This window comes from Thalassobellus sediminis (assembly GCF_044386045.1).
In the GTDB taxonomy this organism is placed as follows: Bacteria; Bacteroidota; Bacteroidia; order Flavobacteriales; family Flavobacteriaceae; genus Thalassobellus; species Thalassobellus sediminis.
On the sequence record NZ_JBISCD010000040.1, the window covers coordinates 1,643,430 to 1,663,862 of the forward strand.

The following is a 20,433-nucleotide window of genomic DNA, read 5'->3' on the forward strand; positions in this document are numbered from 1 at the left end:
TAATTTTTTTAAGCTCTCAAAGGCTGATTTAATATTAAATCAAGATATTGATTCACTTTGTCTTTTAAGTTTCTTCTTAGGGTAATAAAGTCTAAGAAACCATGTTCTAATAAAAACTCAGATGTTTGAAAGCCTTCAGGTAATTCTTTACCGGTTGTATCTCTAACAATTCTAGGGCCTGCAAAACCAATTAAAGCTCCAGGTTCGCTAATGTTAATATCTCCTAACATAGCAAATGATGCTGTTGTGCCTCCTGTAGTTGGGTCTGTGCATAACGAAATATAAGGTATGCCAGCATCTGCTAATTGCGCTAATTTAACCGATGTTTTAGCTAATTGCATTAACGATAATGCGGCTTCCATCATGCGAGCACCTCCAGATTTTGAGATAACCATTAATGGTATGTTGTTTTTTAAGGAATAATCGGCTGCTCTTGCTATTTTTTCTCCAACAACACTTCCCATAGAACCACCAATAAAAGCAAAGTCCATACAGGCAATTACTAAATCTTTTCCTTTAGATTTTCCAACAGCACATCTAACCGCATCTTTTAATTTGGTTTTTTCTTGTGCCGCTTTTAAACGCTCTGGATATTTTTTTGTGTCCTCAAATTTTAAAGGATCTTTAGACTCTAATTTTGCGTCTAACTCTTTAAATTTATTATCGTCAAAAAGTATTTCGAAATATTCTTTACTGCCTATTCTAACATGGTAACCATCTTCTGGACTTACATAGAAGTTTTTTGCTAATTCTTCGGCATCAACAATTTTACCAGTTGGAGATTTATACCACAATCCTTTTGGAGTGTCTTTTTTTTCTTCAGTAGTAGTTGTAATTCCTTTTGTTTTTCTTTTAAACCAAGACATATTAATTTACGTTTTATAGTTTACGATGTTATTTATAACAAGGGTTGCTTTATTATTCTATTGACTTTAATAGTCAAAAAAATAACAGAAAGCCTAACTACAAAATTAAGTCTTTTTTTAATTTTGGAGGTAATGCCCTTGTGTTTTTATTAAATACAGTTGCTTCTTTAGTTGTAATAATCTTGTTTCTAGTGTTTTATTGTTAAAAAAATAAAGGCTCTGAAATAAAACAGAGCCTTTAAATTAGTGTATTATTGTAAACCTTTTTTTATAAAGTATTTACATTGTTTAAATCTTCAAACGCTTTTTTCAAACGCTCTACAAACGTAATTTCTCCAGCACGTAACCAAACTCTTGGGTCGTAGTATTTTTTGTTCGGTACATCGGCACCATCAGGATTTCCAATTTGTCCTTTTAAATACTCAGCTTTTTCACCCATATAATCACGAATACCACTCATGAAAGCATATTGTAAATCGGTATCAATATTCATTTTAATAACACCATAGCTAATACCTTCTCTAATTTCTTCTACTGTAGATCCAGATCCACCGTGGAATACAAAATCAATGTGGTTTTCTTCAACACCATATTTTTTTGTAATATATTCTTGAGAGTTTTTTAAGATTTTCGGGGTTAATTTTACATTTCCTGGTTTGTAAACACCATGAACGTTTCCAAAAGCAGCTGCAATAGTAAACTGGTCACTTACTTTGCTTAATTCTTCATAGGCATAAGCTACTTCTTCTGGTTGTGTGTATAATTTAGAATCATCAACATCTGTATTATCTACACCATCTTCTTCGCCTCCTGTAATGCCTAATTCAATTTCTAAAGTCATACCCATTTTAGACATACGCTCTAAATAGGTTTTACAAATTTCAATATTTTCTTCAATTGGCTCTTCCGATAGGTCAATCATATGCGAACTGAAAAGTGATTTTCCTGTTTCAGCAAAATGTTTTTCACTAGCATCTAATAAACCATCTATCCAAGGTAATAATTTTTTAGCACAGTGGTCTGTGTGTAAAATTACAGGAACACCATAAGATTCAGATAATGTATGTACATGTTTTGCACCTGCAATGGCACCAGCAATAGCAGCTTTTTGCCCGTCGTTACTTAATCCTTTTCCAGCATTAAATTGCGCTCCACCGTTAGAAAATTGAATAATTACTGGAGCATTTAAGTCTCTAGCTGTTTCTAAAACACCGTTAATAGTGTCAGATCCTATAACATTAACAGCAGGTAAAGCATAGTTATTTGCTTTAGCATGATTAAAAATTGCTTGTACTTCTTTACCTGTAGCAACTCCTGGCTTTATATTGTGTCCCATATTTGAAAAAAAATTAATTAGTATTTAGTAGGTATCAAAAGTAATGTTTTTTTAAATAAGTATTTACTGTTTTGCAATGCGAAAACCCTAAAAATACACGAAATCGTTTTAGTAAATTAATAAAAAAAGAAGGTTAAAATGGATAATTAATACCTATGTTATAAACAGCGTTGTTAAAATTGTAATCATTAAACCATCTGTTTTGTTCCCTATAAGAAGGGTCGTAAGTTTTAAAACCTACATCAAACCTGAAAACAAAAAAGCTAAAATCATAACGTAAACCCAATCCAGAACCTATTGCAATGTCTTTTAAAGATTTAAAATTTGAAAATGTGGCGTTGGCGTCGTCTACATCATCTAAAACATTCCAGATGTTTCCTGCATCAATAAAAATGGCGCCGTTTAAGTTGCCAAATAAATTAAAACGCTCTTCTATACTAAATGCTAACTTTAAATTAGCTTCATTAAATTCGTTTGTAGTTTCAGAACTTCCTGGACCTAAGTTGTATGCAGACCAAGCTCTGTTGTCATTTGGTCCTCCTGCAAAGAAACTTTTTGAAAACGGTATACTTGATGAATTTCCATATGGAATAGCAACGCCTAAAAAACTTCGTATTGCTAATATGTTTTTGTTGCCTAGATCCCAATGTTTAATGTAATCTAATTCTGTTTTAATGTATTGTGAAAATGCAACGTTTAGAAGTTCGTAACGATTATCATTATTCTTTTTTGCACCTAAAAGTTTAGATGCGTTTGCTAATAAATTACCTGCAGATTCTATTTTAAAACGAAAGATTGAGAAGTTTTGATCAAATATATTGGTTCGTTCATCTTTTGTGAAACTAAAACTAGAAGATAGAATTAAGTTGTTTTCAGTAAGTCTGTTTTTACGTTCGTTAATACTATTTACTGTTTTGAGTTGTGTACTCGATATTTCGGTTGGTGTTACATCATTCAAGACATAATCTATGAAAGCATTAGCTTCATTTACAGGGTTATCTTCATTAGGAATATTTAGACTACTGCCAGGATCTATGTAATTAACATCTTGAGCTATTTGGTTTAATGAATTAAATGAGTTTTGATAAACACCAAAATAGTTTTCAATATTTAAGTTTCTAACATATTGTACATTAAATAAATCTAACTTATTTGTTTTTTTTGTATTTGGATGCCAATTGTAATTAAAAGCGCCGCTTAAAGTTTGTTTGTCTAATCCTATATTAGTTTGGCTTGTGGTAGCTAAACTTATTCTGGTAGAAGGTAGCATGTATTTTGGGATAATATTTTCAGTATAAAAAGGTGAAAATAATCGAGGGATTGTAAGCTTTAAATTGGCTCCAATTTCATTGATGTCAAAAAACGGATCGTTCAGGTTATTTCTATTTTGATCATCAGACGCTCCAATAGAACCTATCGCAGAAACTTCTAATGTTTCTGCACCTCTAAAAATATTTCTAATTAACAAACTAGGATTTAATGAAAGCCCAATGGTTTGAATGTTGTTTTTGGATACATCTGCATTAAAAACGAGACTGAATTTCTTTAAAGGAGTTAAGCGTATGGTGTCTGTAAGTGTGTAGTCTGGGTTTTCAACATATTCTATACTTGGGTATTTAAAAGTTCGTAAACCGTTTAAATGTCTATAAGTTCTTGTTCTATCTAGATCTTTAAATATGGTTCCAGGGTTTATAAACATAGCATCGGTAATTGCTTTTGGACGATACTTAATTTTGTCGTAAGCATAAAGTTTGTAACCATTGTATCTTATAGAATCTTGAAAAGGTTTACCTCTGTTTTCATATTTATAATCGGTAATAATATTTACATCATCAATATGATAAACTTTAAAAGGCTCTCTTCTTATAGAATCTGGTGTTCTTATGGCTCTGTTTAATATTTGAACATCAATATTTACTTTTTTGTTGGTGCCAATAGTGTCTATTTCAAAAGTTACGTAGTCTTGATTAAAATGAAAAATACCAGAGTTTCGTAATGCATTTGAAATTCTATCACGCTCATTTACTAAATTCTCAGTTTTGTATTGCTCTTTTTGTTTTATAAAAGAATTTTTTTTGATGGATTTGTATAACGAATCTATTATTGGCGAGACAACTTTACTTGAAATAGTATCTAAAATATATGCTTTACCTGTTTTAGTTTGGTATTCTACTTCTGCTCGTTTATTTTCTTTATCATTAATGTTATAAGTTGTTTCAACATCAAACCAACCATTATTTATATGATAATCTTGTATGCGTTTTACAGATTTTTTAGTTCTTATGTCATCAATAATTACTGGAGCTTCACCTGTGGTTTTTAACCAATCATTAAATCCTAATGAAGATAGTTTAAGTTTGTTAACTTGTTTTTTTGAATATTTATTTACTAAGCGCTCTCTTCGTTTTGGGTTTTTATCTAGCCAAGCCTCAAAAATAGAATCTTTATTAGGTCGTGCCATATTGTATATATGTAAACGCAACGGAATACCTAGAATTTTTCTATTTGGTTTTTGATAAAGTAAATTGTTAATTACCTCGGTATTTACTTTTTTGTCGTTTATTGAGACGCTGTTTTTAGTAAGTAATTGCTCATCTTCAGCAACTCTTTTAACAGCATCACATGAAGTGAAACATATAGTGATTAAAAGGAGTATTGATATTTTAAAAGGTATTAGTTTCAAATGAAAATGATAGTTATTTCAGGTTTTAAACTTTAAAAGCGTACAGTATTTGTAAGTTTGTAATTAAAATGTTTTTAATAAATTCAAAAATACATTATTTAAACAAAAAGAATGTTTAAATAATTTTATAAAAATAATATGCTTTCAAAAAGTCAAATAAAATTAATAACGAGTTTAAAGCAAAAAAAATATAGACAACAACATGGTTTTTTTGTTGTTGAAGGTATAAAAACAATAAAAGAGCTTTTGCAGTCTCAGTTAGTGCTTCATGTGTTATATACGACAGAAACCTTCAACATTGATGCCAAAGATGAAATTTTAATTACTGAAACCGATTTAAAGCGTATTAGTTTTTTAACAACGCCTAATAAAGCTTTAGCTGTTTTTAAAATACCTCAGTCTAAAGCCATAAATAATAATCAGCTTATTGTAGCGCTTGATTCGGTTCGAGATCCTGGAAATTTAGGAACTATTATAAGACTTTGCGATTGGTTTGGTGTTACAGATTTGGTGTGTAGTAAAGAAACAGTAGATTGTTTTAATCCGAAAGTAATACAAGCTACTATGGGGTCAATTACTAGAGTGAATATAAGTTATGTAGATTTGGTAGCGTTTTTAAAAGAAAATAAATCTCCAGTTTTTGGAGCTTTTATGGATGGTGAAACTGTTTATAAAAAGGAATTGCCAGAACAAGGTATTTTGGTTATGGGGAATGAAGCTAATGGAGTTTCAAAAGCAGTAGAAACTATTATAAGTGAAAAAATATCTATACCAAGATTTGGAGACACTCAAGCTACTGAAAGTTTAAATGTAGCTACAGCAACTGCTATTTTATTGAGTGAATTTAGAAGGTGATTTAGTTGGCAGTATTCGGTCTCAGTTAGCAGTTGATTACGTTTTATACCAATTCTCTATTGAAACGTAAAATTAATAAAAACACCACGTGTTTTCATGCTAGTAATGTTACTTGTCCAAGGGCTATTGAGATCATCATCTCTAACCAGTTCATCGTTAATTGCAAATAAACCCCTTATTGAAGGCGTGAATTTAAAATTATATAAGTAGAAGTCTATCCCGAAACCTAACTCATAAAAAAGCATGTTCTTTTTAGTTCTAAATTGCCCGTTACTATTGTCGTTTGGGTTTGTTTCGTTGCTAGATAAGTTTAAAGCTGTAGAAAAACCACCCACAATAAATGGTTTAAAATTATTAACACGTTTTGTAGAAATTTTGACTAATAATGGTACGTGAATGTATGTAGACTTAACTTCTCTTGTTAAATCAGATGTTTTAAAATCAATGCCTTGAAAATAATTTTGACTATAATAAAGCTCTCTGGTTGTAATAAGTAAACCGGGTTCTAAGCGTAAGTCTATAAAGCTGTTTACCCTTAGATTACCAATTAAACCTACACTAAAACCAGGACTTCTTTTTACATAAATATCTCTTAAATTTTCATTATAGTCAAAGTTAAAATCATAGTTATTAATACCTAAAAAATAACCCCAACGTAGTAAATTATTATCTGTACCACCTTTACCTTGATTGGCGTCATAAGTTACTTTTTCTTTTTTAAAAAACTGTGCATTCGATGTTTGAATGATAAATAAAAAGGCTAGAAATATAAAAACGTGCTTCATGTAACTACTTAGATGATTTATAAATTGTTGCCACACCAAATGTTTGTGGAAAATCTTCAACATTAATAAACCCAATTTTACGCAAAATATTGTTTAAATCTTCACCATAAGGAAAAACAGATGCAGATTCGCATAAATATTTATAGGCACTTCTGTCTTTAGAAAAGAGTTTTCCTATTAGTGGTAAAATGTTTTTTGTGTAAAACATATAGCCTTGTTTGTAAGGCGATTTTGTTGGGATTGAAGTTTCTAAAATTACAAAGGTGCCGTTAGGTTTTAGTACTCTAAAAATTTCCTTTAATCCGTTTTCTAAAGTTTCAAAATTTCTAACTCCAAAAGCAACAGTAATAGCATCAAAGCTATTATCTTCAAAAGGCATATTTTCACTATCACCTAAAACCATGTCTATTTTAGATTCTAAACCTTTCTTTTTAATTTTTTGTTTGCCAATTTCAAGCATGCCACTGCTAATATCAAAACCAACAATTTTGGAGGCATTAGTTTCTGCAAGATTAATAGCTAAATCACCAGTTCCTGTAGCAATATCTAAAATAGTATCAGGATTGTTTTCTTTAACAAGTTTTACCACTTTTTTTCGCCATTTGATATCTATTCCAAATGAGATAACACGATTTAATCCATCGTAATCACCAGAAATAGTATCAAACATTTGAGTAACTTGTTCTTTTTTACCTAAATCGCTGTTTTTGTAGGGCTTAATTTTCGACAATGCTATATTTTTTTCGCAAACCTACATAATTTATTTTTGACTTTAAAATATCATTGAAGCTTAAAACTACTTTGTATAGCTTAGTTGGCGTTTAAATTATAATTAATTTTTATATTAATAAATTCATATTGCTTGCCAATTATAAATTATAGTATCTTTGATACTTCTTTTTATGATATTAAAAAAATGAAAATAATCATTGCTGGTGCAGGTGAAGTAGGGTTTCATTTAGCAAAACTACTGTCTTTTGAATCTCAAGAGATTACCTTAATAGATCCAAATAAAAAAAGTTTAGCATACGCCGATACACATTTAGATATTAGAGTTGTTAAAGGAGATGCTACTTCCATAAGTATTTTAAAAGATGCCCGTGTAGAAAGTTGCGAATTATTTATTGCTGTTACATCAAGTGAGACAACTAATATTACTGTTTGTGTTTTAGCAAAACAATTAGGAGCTAAGAAAACTATTGCTCGTATAGCTAATACCGAATTTATTCACTACAAAGATGAAGTTGGGTTTACAAGGTTTGGTATTGATGAATTAATTTCTCCAGAGGCTTTAGCAGCTTCTGAAATTGAATTATCTTTAAAACAATCTTCTTTTAACGAAAATTACGAGTTTGAAGATGGCGCATTAACTATGGCGGGTTTAACGCTTTCTAAAACAGCTTCGTTTATTGGAAAAACAGTTAAGGAAGCAGCTCAGATTTTTCCAGAAATACATTTTGTGCCTATTGCAATTCAACGTTTTGGTACGCAATTTACTATTATTCCTAGAGGTGATACTAAGTTTAAACGCGGAGACAATGTGGTGTTTATAACTTCTGAAGGTGGCGATGAAGAACTTTGTAGACTTACAGGTAAGGTTAATAGAGAAATTAAAAACGTTATGATTCTAGGCGGAAGCAAAATAGGCTATAAAACCGCTAGAGATTTAAGTGAAAAAGGATTTAATGTTAAGTTATTAGAGGGCGATAGAGATAAAGCTTTCGATTTAGCAGAGGAACTAACAAAGGTCTTGGTAATTAATAGTGATGGACGTAATGTAGATTTGCTTGACGAAGAAAATATAAACGAAATGGATGCATTTATTGCAGTAGGAGGAAACTCTGAAACAAATATTATGTCTTGTTTAGTTGCTAAATCTAAAGGCGTTAAAAAAACCATAGCTTTAGTTGAGAATATCGATTATTTTGATTTGTCACATTCCATAGGTATTGATACACTAATCAATAAAAAACTACTAGCAGCAAATAATATTTTTAGGTATATCCGTAAAGGAGAAGTTGTAGCCATGACAAAGCTCAACAACTTAAATGCAGAGTTGTTAGAATTTGAAGTTAAAGGCACATCGGCCATTTGTAATAAAACAATTAAAAATGCTAATTTTCCTAGAACCGCAATTATAGGAGGTGTTGTTAGAAACGGAGAAGGCATGATAGCGCTAGGTGATTTTAAGATTGAAGAAGGCGATCGTGTTGTTGTATGTTGTTTGTTACAATCAATAAAACGCGTTGAAAAATTATTTCTTTAAAAATCAAATTAAAAAGTAATACATATTGAGACTCAATTATAAAATTATTTTTCATTTTTTAGGATTGCTATTATTATTTAATGGTGGTTTTATGTTGCTTTCTGCCCTTGTAAGTTTAATTTATGAAGATGGCGTTACATTTCAAATATTTCTTGCAGGTATATTAACACTTGTTATAGGTGTTGTTGGAATGTTATTTACCCGAAAGCATAAAAAGGAAATGAATAAGCGCGAAGGTTATATTGTAGTAGCCTTTGGCTGGGTAATTATGTCTTTATCGGGCACCTTGCCTTATGTATTAACAGAAAGTATTCCTGGTTTTACAAACGCTTTTTTCGAAACCATGTCTGGTTACACCACTACAGGAGCCTCTATTTTAAATGATATTGAAGCGGTGCCAAAAGGTGTCTTGTTTTGGAGAAGTACCACGCATTGGATAGGAGGTATGGGTATTATTGTATTAGCTATAGCCATATTGCCTTTATTAGGTATTGGAGGTATGCAGCTCTTTGCAGCAGAAGCTCCAGGGCCAAGTGCCGATAAATTACATCCTAGAATTACAGATACAGCAAAGCGTTTATGGCTTATTTATTTTGGGTATACAGCTGCCGAAACATTGTTTCTTAAATTAGCTGGTATGTCGTTTTTCGATGCTATTAATCATTCTATGGCAACCTTATCAACAGGTGGCTTTTCAACAAAAAATGCTAGTGTAGCCTATTGGAACAATCAACCCATAATTCAGTATATCATTATATTGTTTATGTTTTTAGCGGGTACAAATTTTGTATTAAGTTATTTTGCATTTAAAGGCAAGGTTCAAAAAATTATTAAAGACGAGGAGTTTAAACTATATTTTAAATTTGTTTCTGTTTTTACTATAATAGCGGCACTTATTATTTATTTTAAAGCCAATGTTTCAATATCATCAATAGATCACCCAATGGTTTGGGGCGAAGGCGAAAGTGCTTTTAGGCATGCCTTATTTCAAGTACTTACAGTTGTTACAACAACAGGTTTTATCTCTGCCGATTATACACTGTGGGCGCCTTTTTTAGGTGTGCTTTTTTTCGGACTTATGTTTCTAGGTGGTTCAGCAGGAAGTACCTCTGGAGGTGTAAAAGTAGTACGCCATTTAATACTTATTAAAAACGGTTTTTTAGAATTTAAGCGTACGCTTCATCCTAATGCTATTGTGCCTGTTCGTTATAATAAAAAAGCCATCAATAGGTTTATTGTATTTAATGTTTTAGCCTTTTTTATATTATACATGCTATCGTTTATTATAGGCGCTTTAGTTTTTTCTATGTTCGAAATAGATCTTATTTCTTCCATAGGTTTATCGGCTTCTAGTTTGGGTAATGTAGGACCTGCATTTGGTAATTTTGGTCCCGTAAATAATTATGCTGCATTACCGCCTTTAGCAAAATGGTGGTCATCATTTTTAATGCTTATTGGGCGTTTAGAACTCTTTACGGTACTTATATTGTTTACACCTTTCTTTTGGCGAAATAGGTAAAACGTATTTTGTTATTTAAGCTTTTGGGCGTTACCAAAGGGTCGCGCTTTACGCTACAAGTCCTCGCTCCGTTCCTACGCTGTGGGATTTTCACTGCAATCGCTAACGCGGGTGTATTTGTGGTTTTTCGTTTTTTTTTATTGGTGTCATGTTACATTTTCGAAAGTTTCTCGTCGATATTATATAACCAATTAAATTATTAATCATGGAATTAGTATTAACAAGTACAGATTTAGAAACATTACCAGAACCCATTGGGTTTTCTCAACACACAAAACCAGAAGGTATTTTAAATTCAAATTACAAAAGCATTGTAAAAGAAAATTTAAACAACCCAACTTCACAATCAATTTTTGGTATCAGACAACGATTAAAAAGTAGTCAATATCGTTTTACTTCAAGTACAGAGACTGTTTTGAAAGTCTCAACTTTTGTAACAATCATTTTCGCTATTTTTTCTTAAAAAAGCTTTTAGGTGTAACATTTTATTAGAGATTACTACTTATTACATGTGTGGTGTTATTATTAGATGTTTCATTTTTAATTTAGAAATCATGGGAGGAGAAGGTTCAATGGCGGCTGCCAATAATTCATTAAAAAACAATAGAAGTCTTTTATCTAAAAGAAGAGAGAAAGGAGCCTTGTCTGGTAGTTATGCCCATTTGAAAATAAAAGAATTTCCTAAAGCTTCTCCTGAAGAATTAAATGAAATTAAAGAAAGAATACAAAAGGATGCTAGAAAATATAGATTGAAATTAGCTATTACAAGTATTATTTTCTTTGTTACTTTATTTATAGCTATTTGGTATTTAATAAAATAAAAAAAGGCCACTAATTAATTAGTGGCCTTTCAAATTTATATCTGTTGTTCGTGTATTAACTCACAGCATCTTTTATTCTTTTAATAGCTTCAATAATTTGCTCTTGAGAAGCGGCGTATGAAATACGAATACAATCTGGATTTCCAAACGCTTCACCAGTAACAGTTGCAACAAGCGCTTCTTCTAATAAATATAAAGAGAAATCAGTAGCATTGTTTATTGTTTTTCCACGAAGTGTTTTTCCAAAATAATATGATACATTAGGGAATACATAAAATGCACCTTCTGGTGTGTTCGATTTAAATCCTTCAACATCATTTAATAATCCTAAAATTAAATCGCGACGTACTTTAAATTCGTCAATCATGTATTGAACACGAGAAGGCGATTCGTTTAAAGCTGTAATTACAGCACGTTGCGCAATACAGTTTGCACCACTAGTAATTTGACCTTGCATTTTGTTACAAGCACGTGCTATTTTTTCTGGAGCACCAATGTATCCAATACGCCATCCGGTCATCGCAAATGCTTTAGAAACACCATTTACTGTAATCGTTCTGTCGTACATATCATCAAACTCAGCAATACTTGCATGACCACCTATATAGTTTATGTGTTCGTAAATTTCATCAGAAACCACATATATGTTAGGGTATTTTGCTAATACTTCAGCTAAACCTCTTAATTCTGATTTGCTGTAAACAGATCCACTAGGGTTACAAGGCGAGCTAAACCACATCATTTTTGTGTTTGGTGTAATAGCTGCTTCAAGTTGCTCTGGTGTCATTTTAAAATCGGTATCAATAGACGTTTTAACTTCTACAGGAACACCGTCGTTTAACTTAACAATATCAGAATAACTTACCCAGTAAGGACAAGGTAAAATAACTTCGTCCCCTTTGTTAAGCATCACACCTGCAATATTTGCTAAAGCTTGTTTTGCTCCAGTAGATACAACAATTTGAGGTAGTGTATATGTTAAGTTGTTATCACGTTTAAATTTAGTAATAACAGCCTCTTTTAACTCTACATAACCATCAACTGGTGTGTACGAGTTATAATCTTCATTGATTGCTTTTATAGCTTCGTCTTTAATAAAGTCAGGTGTATTAAAATCAGGTTCGCCTAAGCTTAACCCAATAATATCTTTTCCTTCTCCTCTAAGTTCTCTTGCTTTTGCCGCCATTGCTAAAGTTGCAGACGTAGCCATGTTTAAAATTCTTTCAGAAAGTAAACTCATTTTTTTATTTGTTTATGATGGTATTTGTAAAGTTTAGGCTATGCTAGGTTTTTTACCTAGAACCTTTAATTGGTTATAATGCTCTGAAACCGCTTTCCAAAATGTATTGTATTCATTATATGGTAAGCTAAATTCTTGCGCAGTTTGTTTAACTATTTTTGCAATGTTGCTGTAATGTACGTGACTAATATTTGCAAACAAGTGATGTTCTACTTGTCGATTTAATCCACCTGTATAAAATTCTACAATCCAACTTTTTGGTGAAAAATTAGATGTAGTAAACAATTGATGAATAGCCCACGTATTTTTCATATTTCCGTTTTCATCAGGAGTAGGCATTTCTGTATTAGGCATTACATGTGCTAATTGAAATATAACACTTAAAATAATGCCAGCTGTGTAGTGCATAATTAAGAAGCCAAGTAATACCTCCCACCAAGCAAAGCCTAGTGATAATGGTAAAACGACCCAAATAGAGTAATAAATTATTTTCCCAATAATTAATTTAGTCCATTGTGTCGCTGGATGCGGAAGTTTGCCATAAGCTAACTTTCTTTTAAGATATTTATATGTTTGTACAAAATCGGTAGTAATGGCCCAATTTGCAGTTAATAAACCATACAAAAAGAAGGCGTAATATTTTTGATACTGATGGATTTTTAACCACTTTGTATGCTTAGAAAAACGAATAATTCTACCGGCATCAATATCTTCATCATGGCCTTGTATATTTGTGTAAGTATGATGCAATACGTTATGTTGTACTTTCCAATTATAGTCATTTCCAGCTAAAATGTAAATACTACTTCCCATTAATTTATTAACCCATTTTTTACTTGAAAAAGAACCGTGGTTAGCATCATGCATCACATTCATACCAACACCAGCCATTCCAATGCCAACAATAACCATGAATAAAATTTGAGTCCAAACAGGTAAGGTAATAGTTAAAATTAAAACAACAGGAACAATTAGTAAAGAAAACATAACAATGGCTTTAGTATATAGTTTCCAATTTCCAGTACGTTTAATGTTATTGTCTTTAAAATAATCATTAACACGTTTGTTCAGCGTTTTAAAAAATTTTGCTGAGTCCGTTCTTGAAAAGGATAAAGCTTGTTTTGTCATGCTATTAATTTTAAATAGGCATACAGATTATTGTGTATAAACAATATGCGGCGCAAAGATAAGTATAAACCAACTTAAGTTATAACGTTTTTTTGTAAAAAAACGGATATAAAAAGTATATTTTTGTTGAAAATTTAACATTGCATGGAACTTGTTTTAAAATATTTCGCGAATTTAACAGAGGATCAAATTGATAAATTCAAGAAATTAGAATCGCTATATCAAGATTGGAATTTGAAAATAAATGTTGTGTCTAGAAAAGATATAGACGAGCTTTATTTAAGGCATGTTTTGCATTCTTTAGGCATTGCAAAAGTTATCAGCTTTAGAGATGGAAGCCGTATTATGGATGTTGGTACAGGTGGTGGTTTTCCAGGAATTCCTCTGGCGATTTTATTTCCAGAATGTTCCTTTCATTTAGTTGATAGTATAGGGAAAAAACTAAAAGTAGTCGATGAGGTTGTTGAAGGCTTAGGGTTAACTAATGTAAGAACAACACATAGCCGTGTAGAAGATATTAATGAAACATACGATTTTATAGTAAGTCGCGCAGTAGCTGCAATGCCAACATTTGTACATTGGGTAAAAGGAAAAATAGCTAAAGAGCAAAAGCACGAGCTTAAAAATGGAATATTATATTTAAAAGGAGGTGATTTAACCGAAGAGCTGAAAGATTACAGAACAACTACAATTTATAATTTACCCGATTATTTCTCAGAAGATTTTTACGAAACAAAAAAAGTGGTGCACTTACCTTTAAAATTTAAAGGGTAATTATTTCAACTCAACCAATAGTTTTAGGTTTTCATTAAAATAGAAATATTGGTTTTGAAATAAGTATGTATTACTATACTGTTCTATACTTTTAATAGGTTCTCCAGATAAAATAATTGAATTTGCTTTATCAAAATTAAGTTTAGCATTTACTAAATCATTTGTTTTATAGTAGGATATTGCTAGACCAAGATACGAGTCAAAATCTACTGAGTCAAATTTTAAAGCTGATGAAAAATCAGAAATAGCCTCGTTGAATTTACCAAGAAACAGATTAGATGATCCACGATAAAAATAAGCGAATGAATTATTTTTATTAAGTCTTATCGATTTATTTAAATCAGAGTTTGCTTCTTTGTAATAATTTAATTCCATTAAAAATATGCCTCTATTATAATATGAATCAGCATTTGGTTCAATCAAAACAGCTGTATTAAAATCTTGTACTGCACTTTTGAGATTGCCTGAAGATTTGTATGCATATGCTCGTAATGTATATGCCATGGAGTTATAGGGAACTTCTTTTATATAACTTGAAAAATCTTTGATAGCATCATTAAATTCTTCTAAATCAAATTTTACGCAAGCTAAACTATAAAGAGCGTCTAAAAATTTTTTGTCAAGCTCATAGGCTTTTGCGTAATCATTTTTTGCGCCTTCAAAATCTTGTAAACTAAATCTAGAATTCCCTCTATTATAATAAGTGTCTGCGTCTGGCTCTTTAACTATAATTTTAGAATAGTCTGCAATAGCGCCATAATAATCCCCTAAATCATTTTTTGCAATAGCTCTATAAAAATAAGCATCTAGTTTTTCTGGATCTAACTCAATAGCATCTGTAAATAATTCTATTTTTTCTTTTAAATCTATTGTTTTAAGCCCTTTTCTTATAATTTTATTAGCTTGACCAAACATAATTATAGGAAATACAATGAAGATTATGATAATACTTTTTTTCATAGTTGGAATAGCAACAAATAATATGCCGTTTTTTAAGAATAAAGTTAATGATATTTTTAATAAATTTTTTATCTATTATATGTAAAAAAGAGTTTTTTACAAAAAAGACTCTATTAAACTAATATTTTATAAGCAATTCTTTAGTTAAATTTAAGTTTAATTATATATACTTTGTAGAAATAATCGCATTAACTCTTATTTATTGTAGTATTTTTTGCAAACAATCGACAAAAAAAGCTTTTTATCGATTGTTTTTAGCTTTTTATCGTATAAAATTAAAATTTTATTTTATTTTTGTCCTGTATTTTGCTATTAAATAATAAATGAAAAGACTCTCAATCTTAAATTTACTCTTTTATAAGAGTATGCTTTTACTTTTTATGTTAAGCTCTAATAATGCCTTTTCTCAAGCGGCAGATTTTAGAGTTCAGCATATTCAAGATGATGTTGCTCGTTCAGGAGGAATTAATTCAAGCTTTAGTGCAGTCAGCTCTTTAAATAATGCAATTGAATTAGCTAATAATAACCGAAAAACACATGCGGGTCCTTCAGGAAATGAAAATAATCATGCTGGAGAAGATATGGCGGGTGGCAGACAATTAACAAATACTAATACTTTAACATATTATAGAGAAGCTAATTCTGTAAATAGAGATATGCGATTTAATACTTCTATTTGGGAATATGTTGGACCAGCAAATGGAAGGAATGAGATTATTGTAAGAGGGAGATATGCTGTTAATTTAAATGGAACAAATAATAGTGTAATACAAGCTGTTTCAGGAATAGTTAATGTAGATAAATGTATACCTTTTATAACAGGTATAATGAATAATGCAACTGCACAAGATGCAGATTCTGCTACAGCCATTGCATATCTAGAAGATTCTACAACTTTACGAGTTCAAAAAGGATCTAATGCAAATAATGTAAGAGTTTATATTACACTAGTAGAATTTACTGGAACTAATTGGTCTGTGTTGCATGGTGATTCAGGAAATGTAAGTTCAGATTCTGGTACAATTAGGTTAAGAAATGGTTCAGATGGTACAGGGGCAGCAACTAATGTCTCCTCATGGAACGAAGCAATAATTTTTAGCCAATTTAGAGCCGATATTAATGCTAGTGGTACTAATGATGCGCTTTCAGATTTATGGCCAGTAACCGAACCTGGAAATAATAATCAAAGAGTAGATTGGACTTTTCATAGTAATCATGATTCTGCAGGTACAAACAGGCATTTTGTGCATGTTTTAGTGAATTCTGATTTAAATGTAACACGCTTTCAAAATACTTCAAATAATTCTGGAGAGCGTACAATTAATATAACCTCAGCAGGATTAACAGATGTTAATCAGGCGTTTATTATTGGAGCTTCTAGAACAAGTGGAAATGGTACTGCTTATGGAAGAGGCTGGAGAAATTATTATTTAAATTCTACAACCGAAGCAGCTCATTGGTCGCATCGAAGTGGCAATGGTATGGCTCATGAAATTCAGATAGTAGATTTAAGTGATTTGCAAACGTTAGAACCTGAAATTAATGTTCAATATAATACGGTTGATATACCAAGCGGAAATACCGTTGTTTCTTTAGTTGATGGGACTGATTTTGGCTCAGTAGAAATTGCAGGTGCTTTGTCGTTGTCTCATACGTTTAGGATTCAAAACCTAGGCGATTCTGATTTAACATTGAGTGATCCAAGTCCTTATGTTACATTAACTGGAGATACGTCTGATTTTACATTAACTGCTAATCCAAATGCAACCATTGCAGGGGGAGCGTATGAAGAGTTTACTATTACTTACGATCCAACTACTTCAGGGTTGCACTCAGTAACTATATCTATAGCAAGTACTGATTCTGATGAAAGCCTATATACATTTAGGGTTCAAGGAATAGGTCAATATTGTAATTCTGAAGGTAATTTGAATTGGGATACAAGCATTACAAATGTGACTTTTAATACTATAAATAATTCAGATAACGAAATACCTAAGGACAATAATTACGAAGATTTTACTAATATAGAGACTAATTTATATAAAGGATCAACACATAATTTATCTGTAAGAGTTAATACAGATGGTAATTGGACGGTTTATACCAATGCTTGGATAGATTGGAATAGAGATGGCGATTTTGATGATCCTGGAGAGGAATACGATATGGGGGTTGCAACAAATGTTGTTGATGGGTTAACTTCAAATTCACTAATGATGGATATCACAGTTCCTATAGGTGCTAGTATTGGTACTTCAAGAATGCGTGTTGCTTCAAAATATAGTAGTCATCCTTCTAGCTGCGAATCTGGATATGATGGTGAAGTAGAAGATTATTCAGTTAATATTATTGATTACTTTATCGATTTTGATGGTGTTGATGATTATATTGATTTTAGCGATAATCATGATTTATCTAATGCATTTTCAATAGAATCATGGGTCTATCAAGAAAACACAGTAACTACAGGAACTATATTGTCTAAAGGAAATATAGATGCTAGTTTACAATCAGGATACCATTTAAGTTTAAAAAATAATTTCCCTAATTTAATTTGGTTTGATAATTCAAATAATGAAGTTTTAAACGTTACATCTCCGTATGATATTCCAAATAATGAATGGCATCATGTTGCAGTAACTTATGATGGGGCTTTAGTTACTATGTATATTGATGGTATTGTTGTAGCATCAGTATCTCCTCCATCGGGTCTAATTGATAATTCTCAAAATTTTAAAATTGGAGCCGATTTAGAAAATTTCTCAACGACTCCTTTAGAAATGAATTATTTTGATGGAGCTATACAAGAAGTTCGTATTTGGGATGTTGCTTTAACAGAAGCTCAAATTAGAGAAATGATGAACCAACACATTGAGCAAAATTCACCAAGTGTTAGAGGTTCAATAACTAAAACAACTATCTCTGGTGGAGTATTATGGGCTAATTTACTAGGTTATTATCCATTAAATTCTAATACAGCCTTAGATAGTTCTAGTTATAATATTGACGGTATACCAAATAATATTGATACTTCTCAAATTACTACTGCACCGCTTCCTTATGAAACAGACGCAGATAGTAGTTGGGACACAAGTACAACTTGGTTAAATAGTAGTGATTTATATATACCTAATACAATTGGAATTGATGGAACAACACCAATAGATTGGAATATTGTTGAATTAACTAATAATATTAACTCTGGAAGTAGAGATATTTATTTAAACGGATTGATTTCACTATTAGGAACATTAACCATAGATGGAACAACCAATATGACCACAGGTATAGGATCAGGTCAAAGTTTAACTATTAGTCATTATTTAGAATTAGATGGTGTTATTGATTTAAATGGTGAATCTCAATTAATTCAATTGGAAGGTAGTATTGTTGATGACAATAGTGGAGGCTATTTAACGCGCGATCAACAAGGAACAGCAAATGCCTTTAATTATAATTATTGGTCGTCTTCCGTTGGGTCAATTGGTGGTGATATTTCAACTAGAGGTAACGGAGTATCCGCAATTAATCAAAATTATACTATTTCTGGAGTGCTAAATGATGGAACTAACGCTTCAGCTTATCAAAATTTGATGTTTAGTACAGCTCCTAGTATAGGAGGGTCTATTCCTCCTCCAGGTTTAGCTAGAACAATAAGTACGTACTGGTTGTATAAATTTTATGGTGCTGCAAATAGCTATAATGCTTGGGGAAGTATAAATGAATCATCATCGATACTTGCAGGAGAAGGTTTTACAATGAAAGGTACATTAGAAAGTGTTTCGGTTTCAGATATGCAAAATTATGTATTTGAAGGTTTGCCTAATAATGGTGATATAGAGTTACCGTTGAATAAAATATCGGGAACTGGTAATGTTGATAGGTTAATAGGAAATCCATATCCTTCTGCTATAGATGCAACTGAATTTATTTTAGATAATATGAGTATTGCTCATGGTGGTAATAATACGAATGGCACTGTTTTTAACGGAGCATTGTATTTTTGGGATCATTTTGGACAACAAAATTCACATAACTTATCTGGTTACGTTGGAGGCTATGCTACTAGAAATTTAACTGGAGGCGCTATAGCTATTTCAAATGATAGTAGAATTAACGATAACTTTAATTCAGGAACAAAAGTGCCAGGGCAATATATTGCTGTAAATCAAGGCTTTTTTGTATCTACTGCTTTAGATGGTTTTAATGATGATAACGGAGTGCCAATTTTAACTGTTGATGGTGGTGATATTGTATTTAAAAATAGACAACGTGTGTTTGCTATTGAAAATACATCAACCTCTTTGTTTTTTAAATCTTCAAATACTAAAAAAACTAATAGTAGCGCAAAAATAGATGTTAATGAAACACCAACTATAAAATTAATGTATAATTCTCCTTTAGGATATCATAGACAAATTGTAGTTGGAGTAAAAGAGAAAGCTTCAAATAAATTTGATTTAGGATATGATGCTTTTATGGCCGATGTAAATATTGAAGATATGTATTGGTTATTTGATAATAATAAGTTTGTTATTCAAGGTGTTAATAATTTTGAATCACCCCAAGAATTAGCTTTAGGATTGATTGTTAAAAAATCTGGATTAGCTTCTATAAAAATTGATGTTCTGGAAAACATTGACCCTAATAAAGCAATATATATTAGTGATGCTATTACAGGCGAAGTTTCAGAAATTAATAGTAAGCCATTTGAAATCTATTTAGAAAAAGGAACTTATAATGATAGATTTAAGCTTGTTTTTCAAAAAAATGACCAGTCATTACAAGTTGATGAATTTGAAAACAGTAATAATTTATTAGTGTTTTATGATTCTAAGGTTTCAAAGTTAAAAATATTTAATAATGACAGAGTTTATACATCTCGTGCTAAATTATACAATATTTTAGGTCAAAGTATTATGGAGTTAGATATTAATTCTACTAATGATGTAGAAATACCTTTATCAGTTAAAACAGGTGCTTATATTGTTAAATTAAAAACAGATTTAGGTATAATAAGTAAAAAAATAGTTGTTGAATAATTAAAGCTTGTTTTATTTGAGAATTGTTTTGCGCAATTTTTAAAATGAATTTCCTTTAGTTTTTTTAATGCTTTTGAATGTATTTAAACCTAACTATTCCATCTTTAGGATAGCTTCTCTTTTTATTGTAATCTTTTTAATACGATTTATTTGGT

Annotated in this window: 15 protein-coding genes; 7 read left to right on the forward strand and 8 right to left on the reverse strand. The window is 31.0% G+C overall.

Going from position 1 to position 20,433, the window contains the following annotated elements; translation table 11 throughout:
* Positions 1-8: 8 nt before the first annotated feature.
* The 3 genes from accD to tamL all read right to left on the reverse strand — a co-directional run bounded on the left by accD (position 9) and on the right by tamL (position 4,885).
* Entirely contained in the window at positions 9-866 is an 858-nt protein-coding gene (gene accD, locus ACH5TW_RS13840) for an acetyl-CoA carboxylase, carboxyltransferase subunit beta (protein WP_439337096.1), read from the reverse strand.
* Positions 867-1,134: 268 nt separating this feature from the next.
* Complete coding sequence (gene fbaA, locus ACH5TW_RS13845; protein WP_439337097.1) at positions 1,135-2,202, reverse strand: class II fructose-bisphosphate aldolase; 1,068 nt, start codon at positions 2,200-2,202, stop codon at positions 1,135-1,137.
* A gap of 133 nt (positions 2,203-2,335) precedes the next feature.
* Positions 2,336-4,885 (reverse strand): translocation and assembly module lipoprotein TamL, encoded by a 2,550-nt coding sequence (gene tamL / locus ACH5TW_RS13850; RefSeq protein ID WP_439337098.1) that lies wholly within the window; start codon positions 4,883-4,885, stop codon positions 2,336-2,338.
* Positions 4,886-5,023: 138 nt separating this feature from the next.
* On the opposite strand from tamL, the gene ACH5TW_RS13855 reads away from it, so the two are divergent.
* Positions 5,024-5,740 (forward strand): TrmH family RNA methyltransferase, encoded by a 717-nt coding sequence (locus tag ACH5TW_RS13855; protein ID WP_439337099.1) that lies wholly within the window; start codon positions 5,024-5,026, stop codon positions 5,738-5,740.
* A 56-nt stretch (positions 5,741-5,796) separates the two neighbouring features.
* On the opposite strand, the gene porT is transcribed toward ACH5TW_RS13855, so the two are convergent.
* Positions 5,797-6,525, reverse strand: a complete 729-nt coding sequence (porT, locus tag ACH5TW_RS13860) for a type IX secretion/gliding motility protein PorT/SprT (protein WP_439337100.1) — start codon at positions 6,523-6,525, stop codon at positions 5,797-5,799.
* Between the two features lie 4 nt (positions 6,526-6,529).
* A complete protein-coding gene (gene ubiE, locus ACH5TW_RS13865) occupies positions 6,530-7,255 on the reverse strand; it encodes a bifunctional demethylmenaquinone methyltransferase/2-methoxy-6-polyprenyl-1,4-benzoquinol methylase UbiE (RefSeq protein WP_439337101.1) in 726 nt (241 codons plus the stop codon).
* 186 nt (positions 7,256-7,441) lie between these two features.
* Between ubiE and trkA the strand changes: the two genes are divergently transcribed.
* The 4 genes from trkA (at position 7,442) to ACH5TW_RS13885 (ending at position 11,131) form a co-directional block, all read left to right on the forward strand.
* On the forward strand, positions 7,442-8,791 hold the full coding sequence (gene trkA / locus ACH5TW_RS13870; protein WP_439337102.1) for a Trk system potassium transporter TrkA: 1,350 nt from the start codon (positions 7,442-7,444) through the stop codon (positions 8,789-8,791).
* A gap of 22 nt (positions 8,792-8,813) precedes the next feature.
* On the forward strand, positions 8,814-10,310 hold the full coding sequence (locus ACH5TW_RS13875; RefSeq protein ID WP_439337517.1) for a TrkH family potassium uptake protein: 1,497 nt from the start codon (positions 8,814-8,816) through the stop codon (positions 10,308-10,310).
* A 205-nt stretch (positions 10,311-10,515) separates the two neighbouring features.
* Positions 10,516-10,773, forward strand: coding sequence for a hypothetical protein (locus tag ACH5TW_RS13880; RefSeq protein WP_439337103.1), 258 nt, complete (start codon positions 10,516-10,518; stop codon positions 10,771-10,773).
* Positions 10,774-10,864: 91 nt separating this feature from the next.
* Complete coding sequence (locus ACH5TW_RS13885; protein ID WP_439337104.1) at positions 10,865-11,131, forward strand: hypothetical protein; 267 nt, start codon at positions 10,865-10,867, stop codon at positions 11,129-11,131.
* Positions 11,132-11,186: 55 nt separating this feature from the next.
* Here ACH5TW_RS13885 and ACH5TW_RS13890 read toward each other — a convergent pair whose 3' ends face one another.
* Positions 11,187-12,371, reverse strand: coding sequence for a pyridoxal phosphate-dependent aminotransferase (locus ACH5TW_RS13890; RefSeq protein ID WP_439337105.1), 1,185 nt, complete (start codon positions 12,369-12,371; stop codon positions 11,187-11,189).
* A gap of 33 nt (positions 12,372-12,404) precedes the next feature.
* Positions 12,405-13,499 (reverse strand): fatty acid desaturase family protein, encoded by a 1,095-nt coding sequence (locus tag ACH5TW_RS13895; RefSeq protein ID WP_439337106.1) that lies wholly within the window; start codon positions 13,497-13,499, stop codon positions 12,405-12,407.
* Between the two features lie 144 nt (positions 13,500-13,643).
* Between ACH5TW_RS13895 and rsmG the strand changes: the two genes are divergently transcribed.
* Positions 13,644-14,273, forward strand: coding sequence for a 16S rRNA (guanine(527)-N(7))-methyltransferase RsmG (rsmG, locus tag ACH5TW_RS13900; RefSeq protein WP_439337107.1), 630 nt, complete (start codon positions 13,644-13,646; stop codon positions 14,271-14,273).
* Here the strand turns inward: rsmG and ACH5TW_RS13905 are convergent, their stop codons facing one another.
* A complete protein-coding gene (locus tag ACH5TW_RS13905) occupies positions 14,274-15,233 on the reverse strand; it encodes a tetratricopeptide repeat protein (RefSeq protein WP_439337108.1) in 960 nt (319 codons plus the stop codon).
* Between the two features lie 365 nt (positions 15,234-15,598).
* On the opposite strand from ACH5TW_RS13905, the gene ACH5TW_RS13910 reads away from it, so the two are divergent.
* Complete coding sequence (locus ACH5TW_RS13910) at positions 15,599-20,278, forward strand: DUF8693 domain-containing protein (RefSeq protein WP_439337109.1); 4,680 nt, start codon at positions 15,599-15,601, stop codon at positions 20,276-20,278.
* The last annotated feature ends 155 nt before the right edge of the window (positions 20,279-20,433 follow it).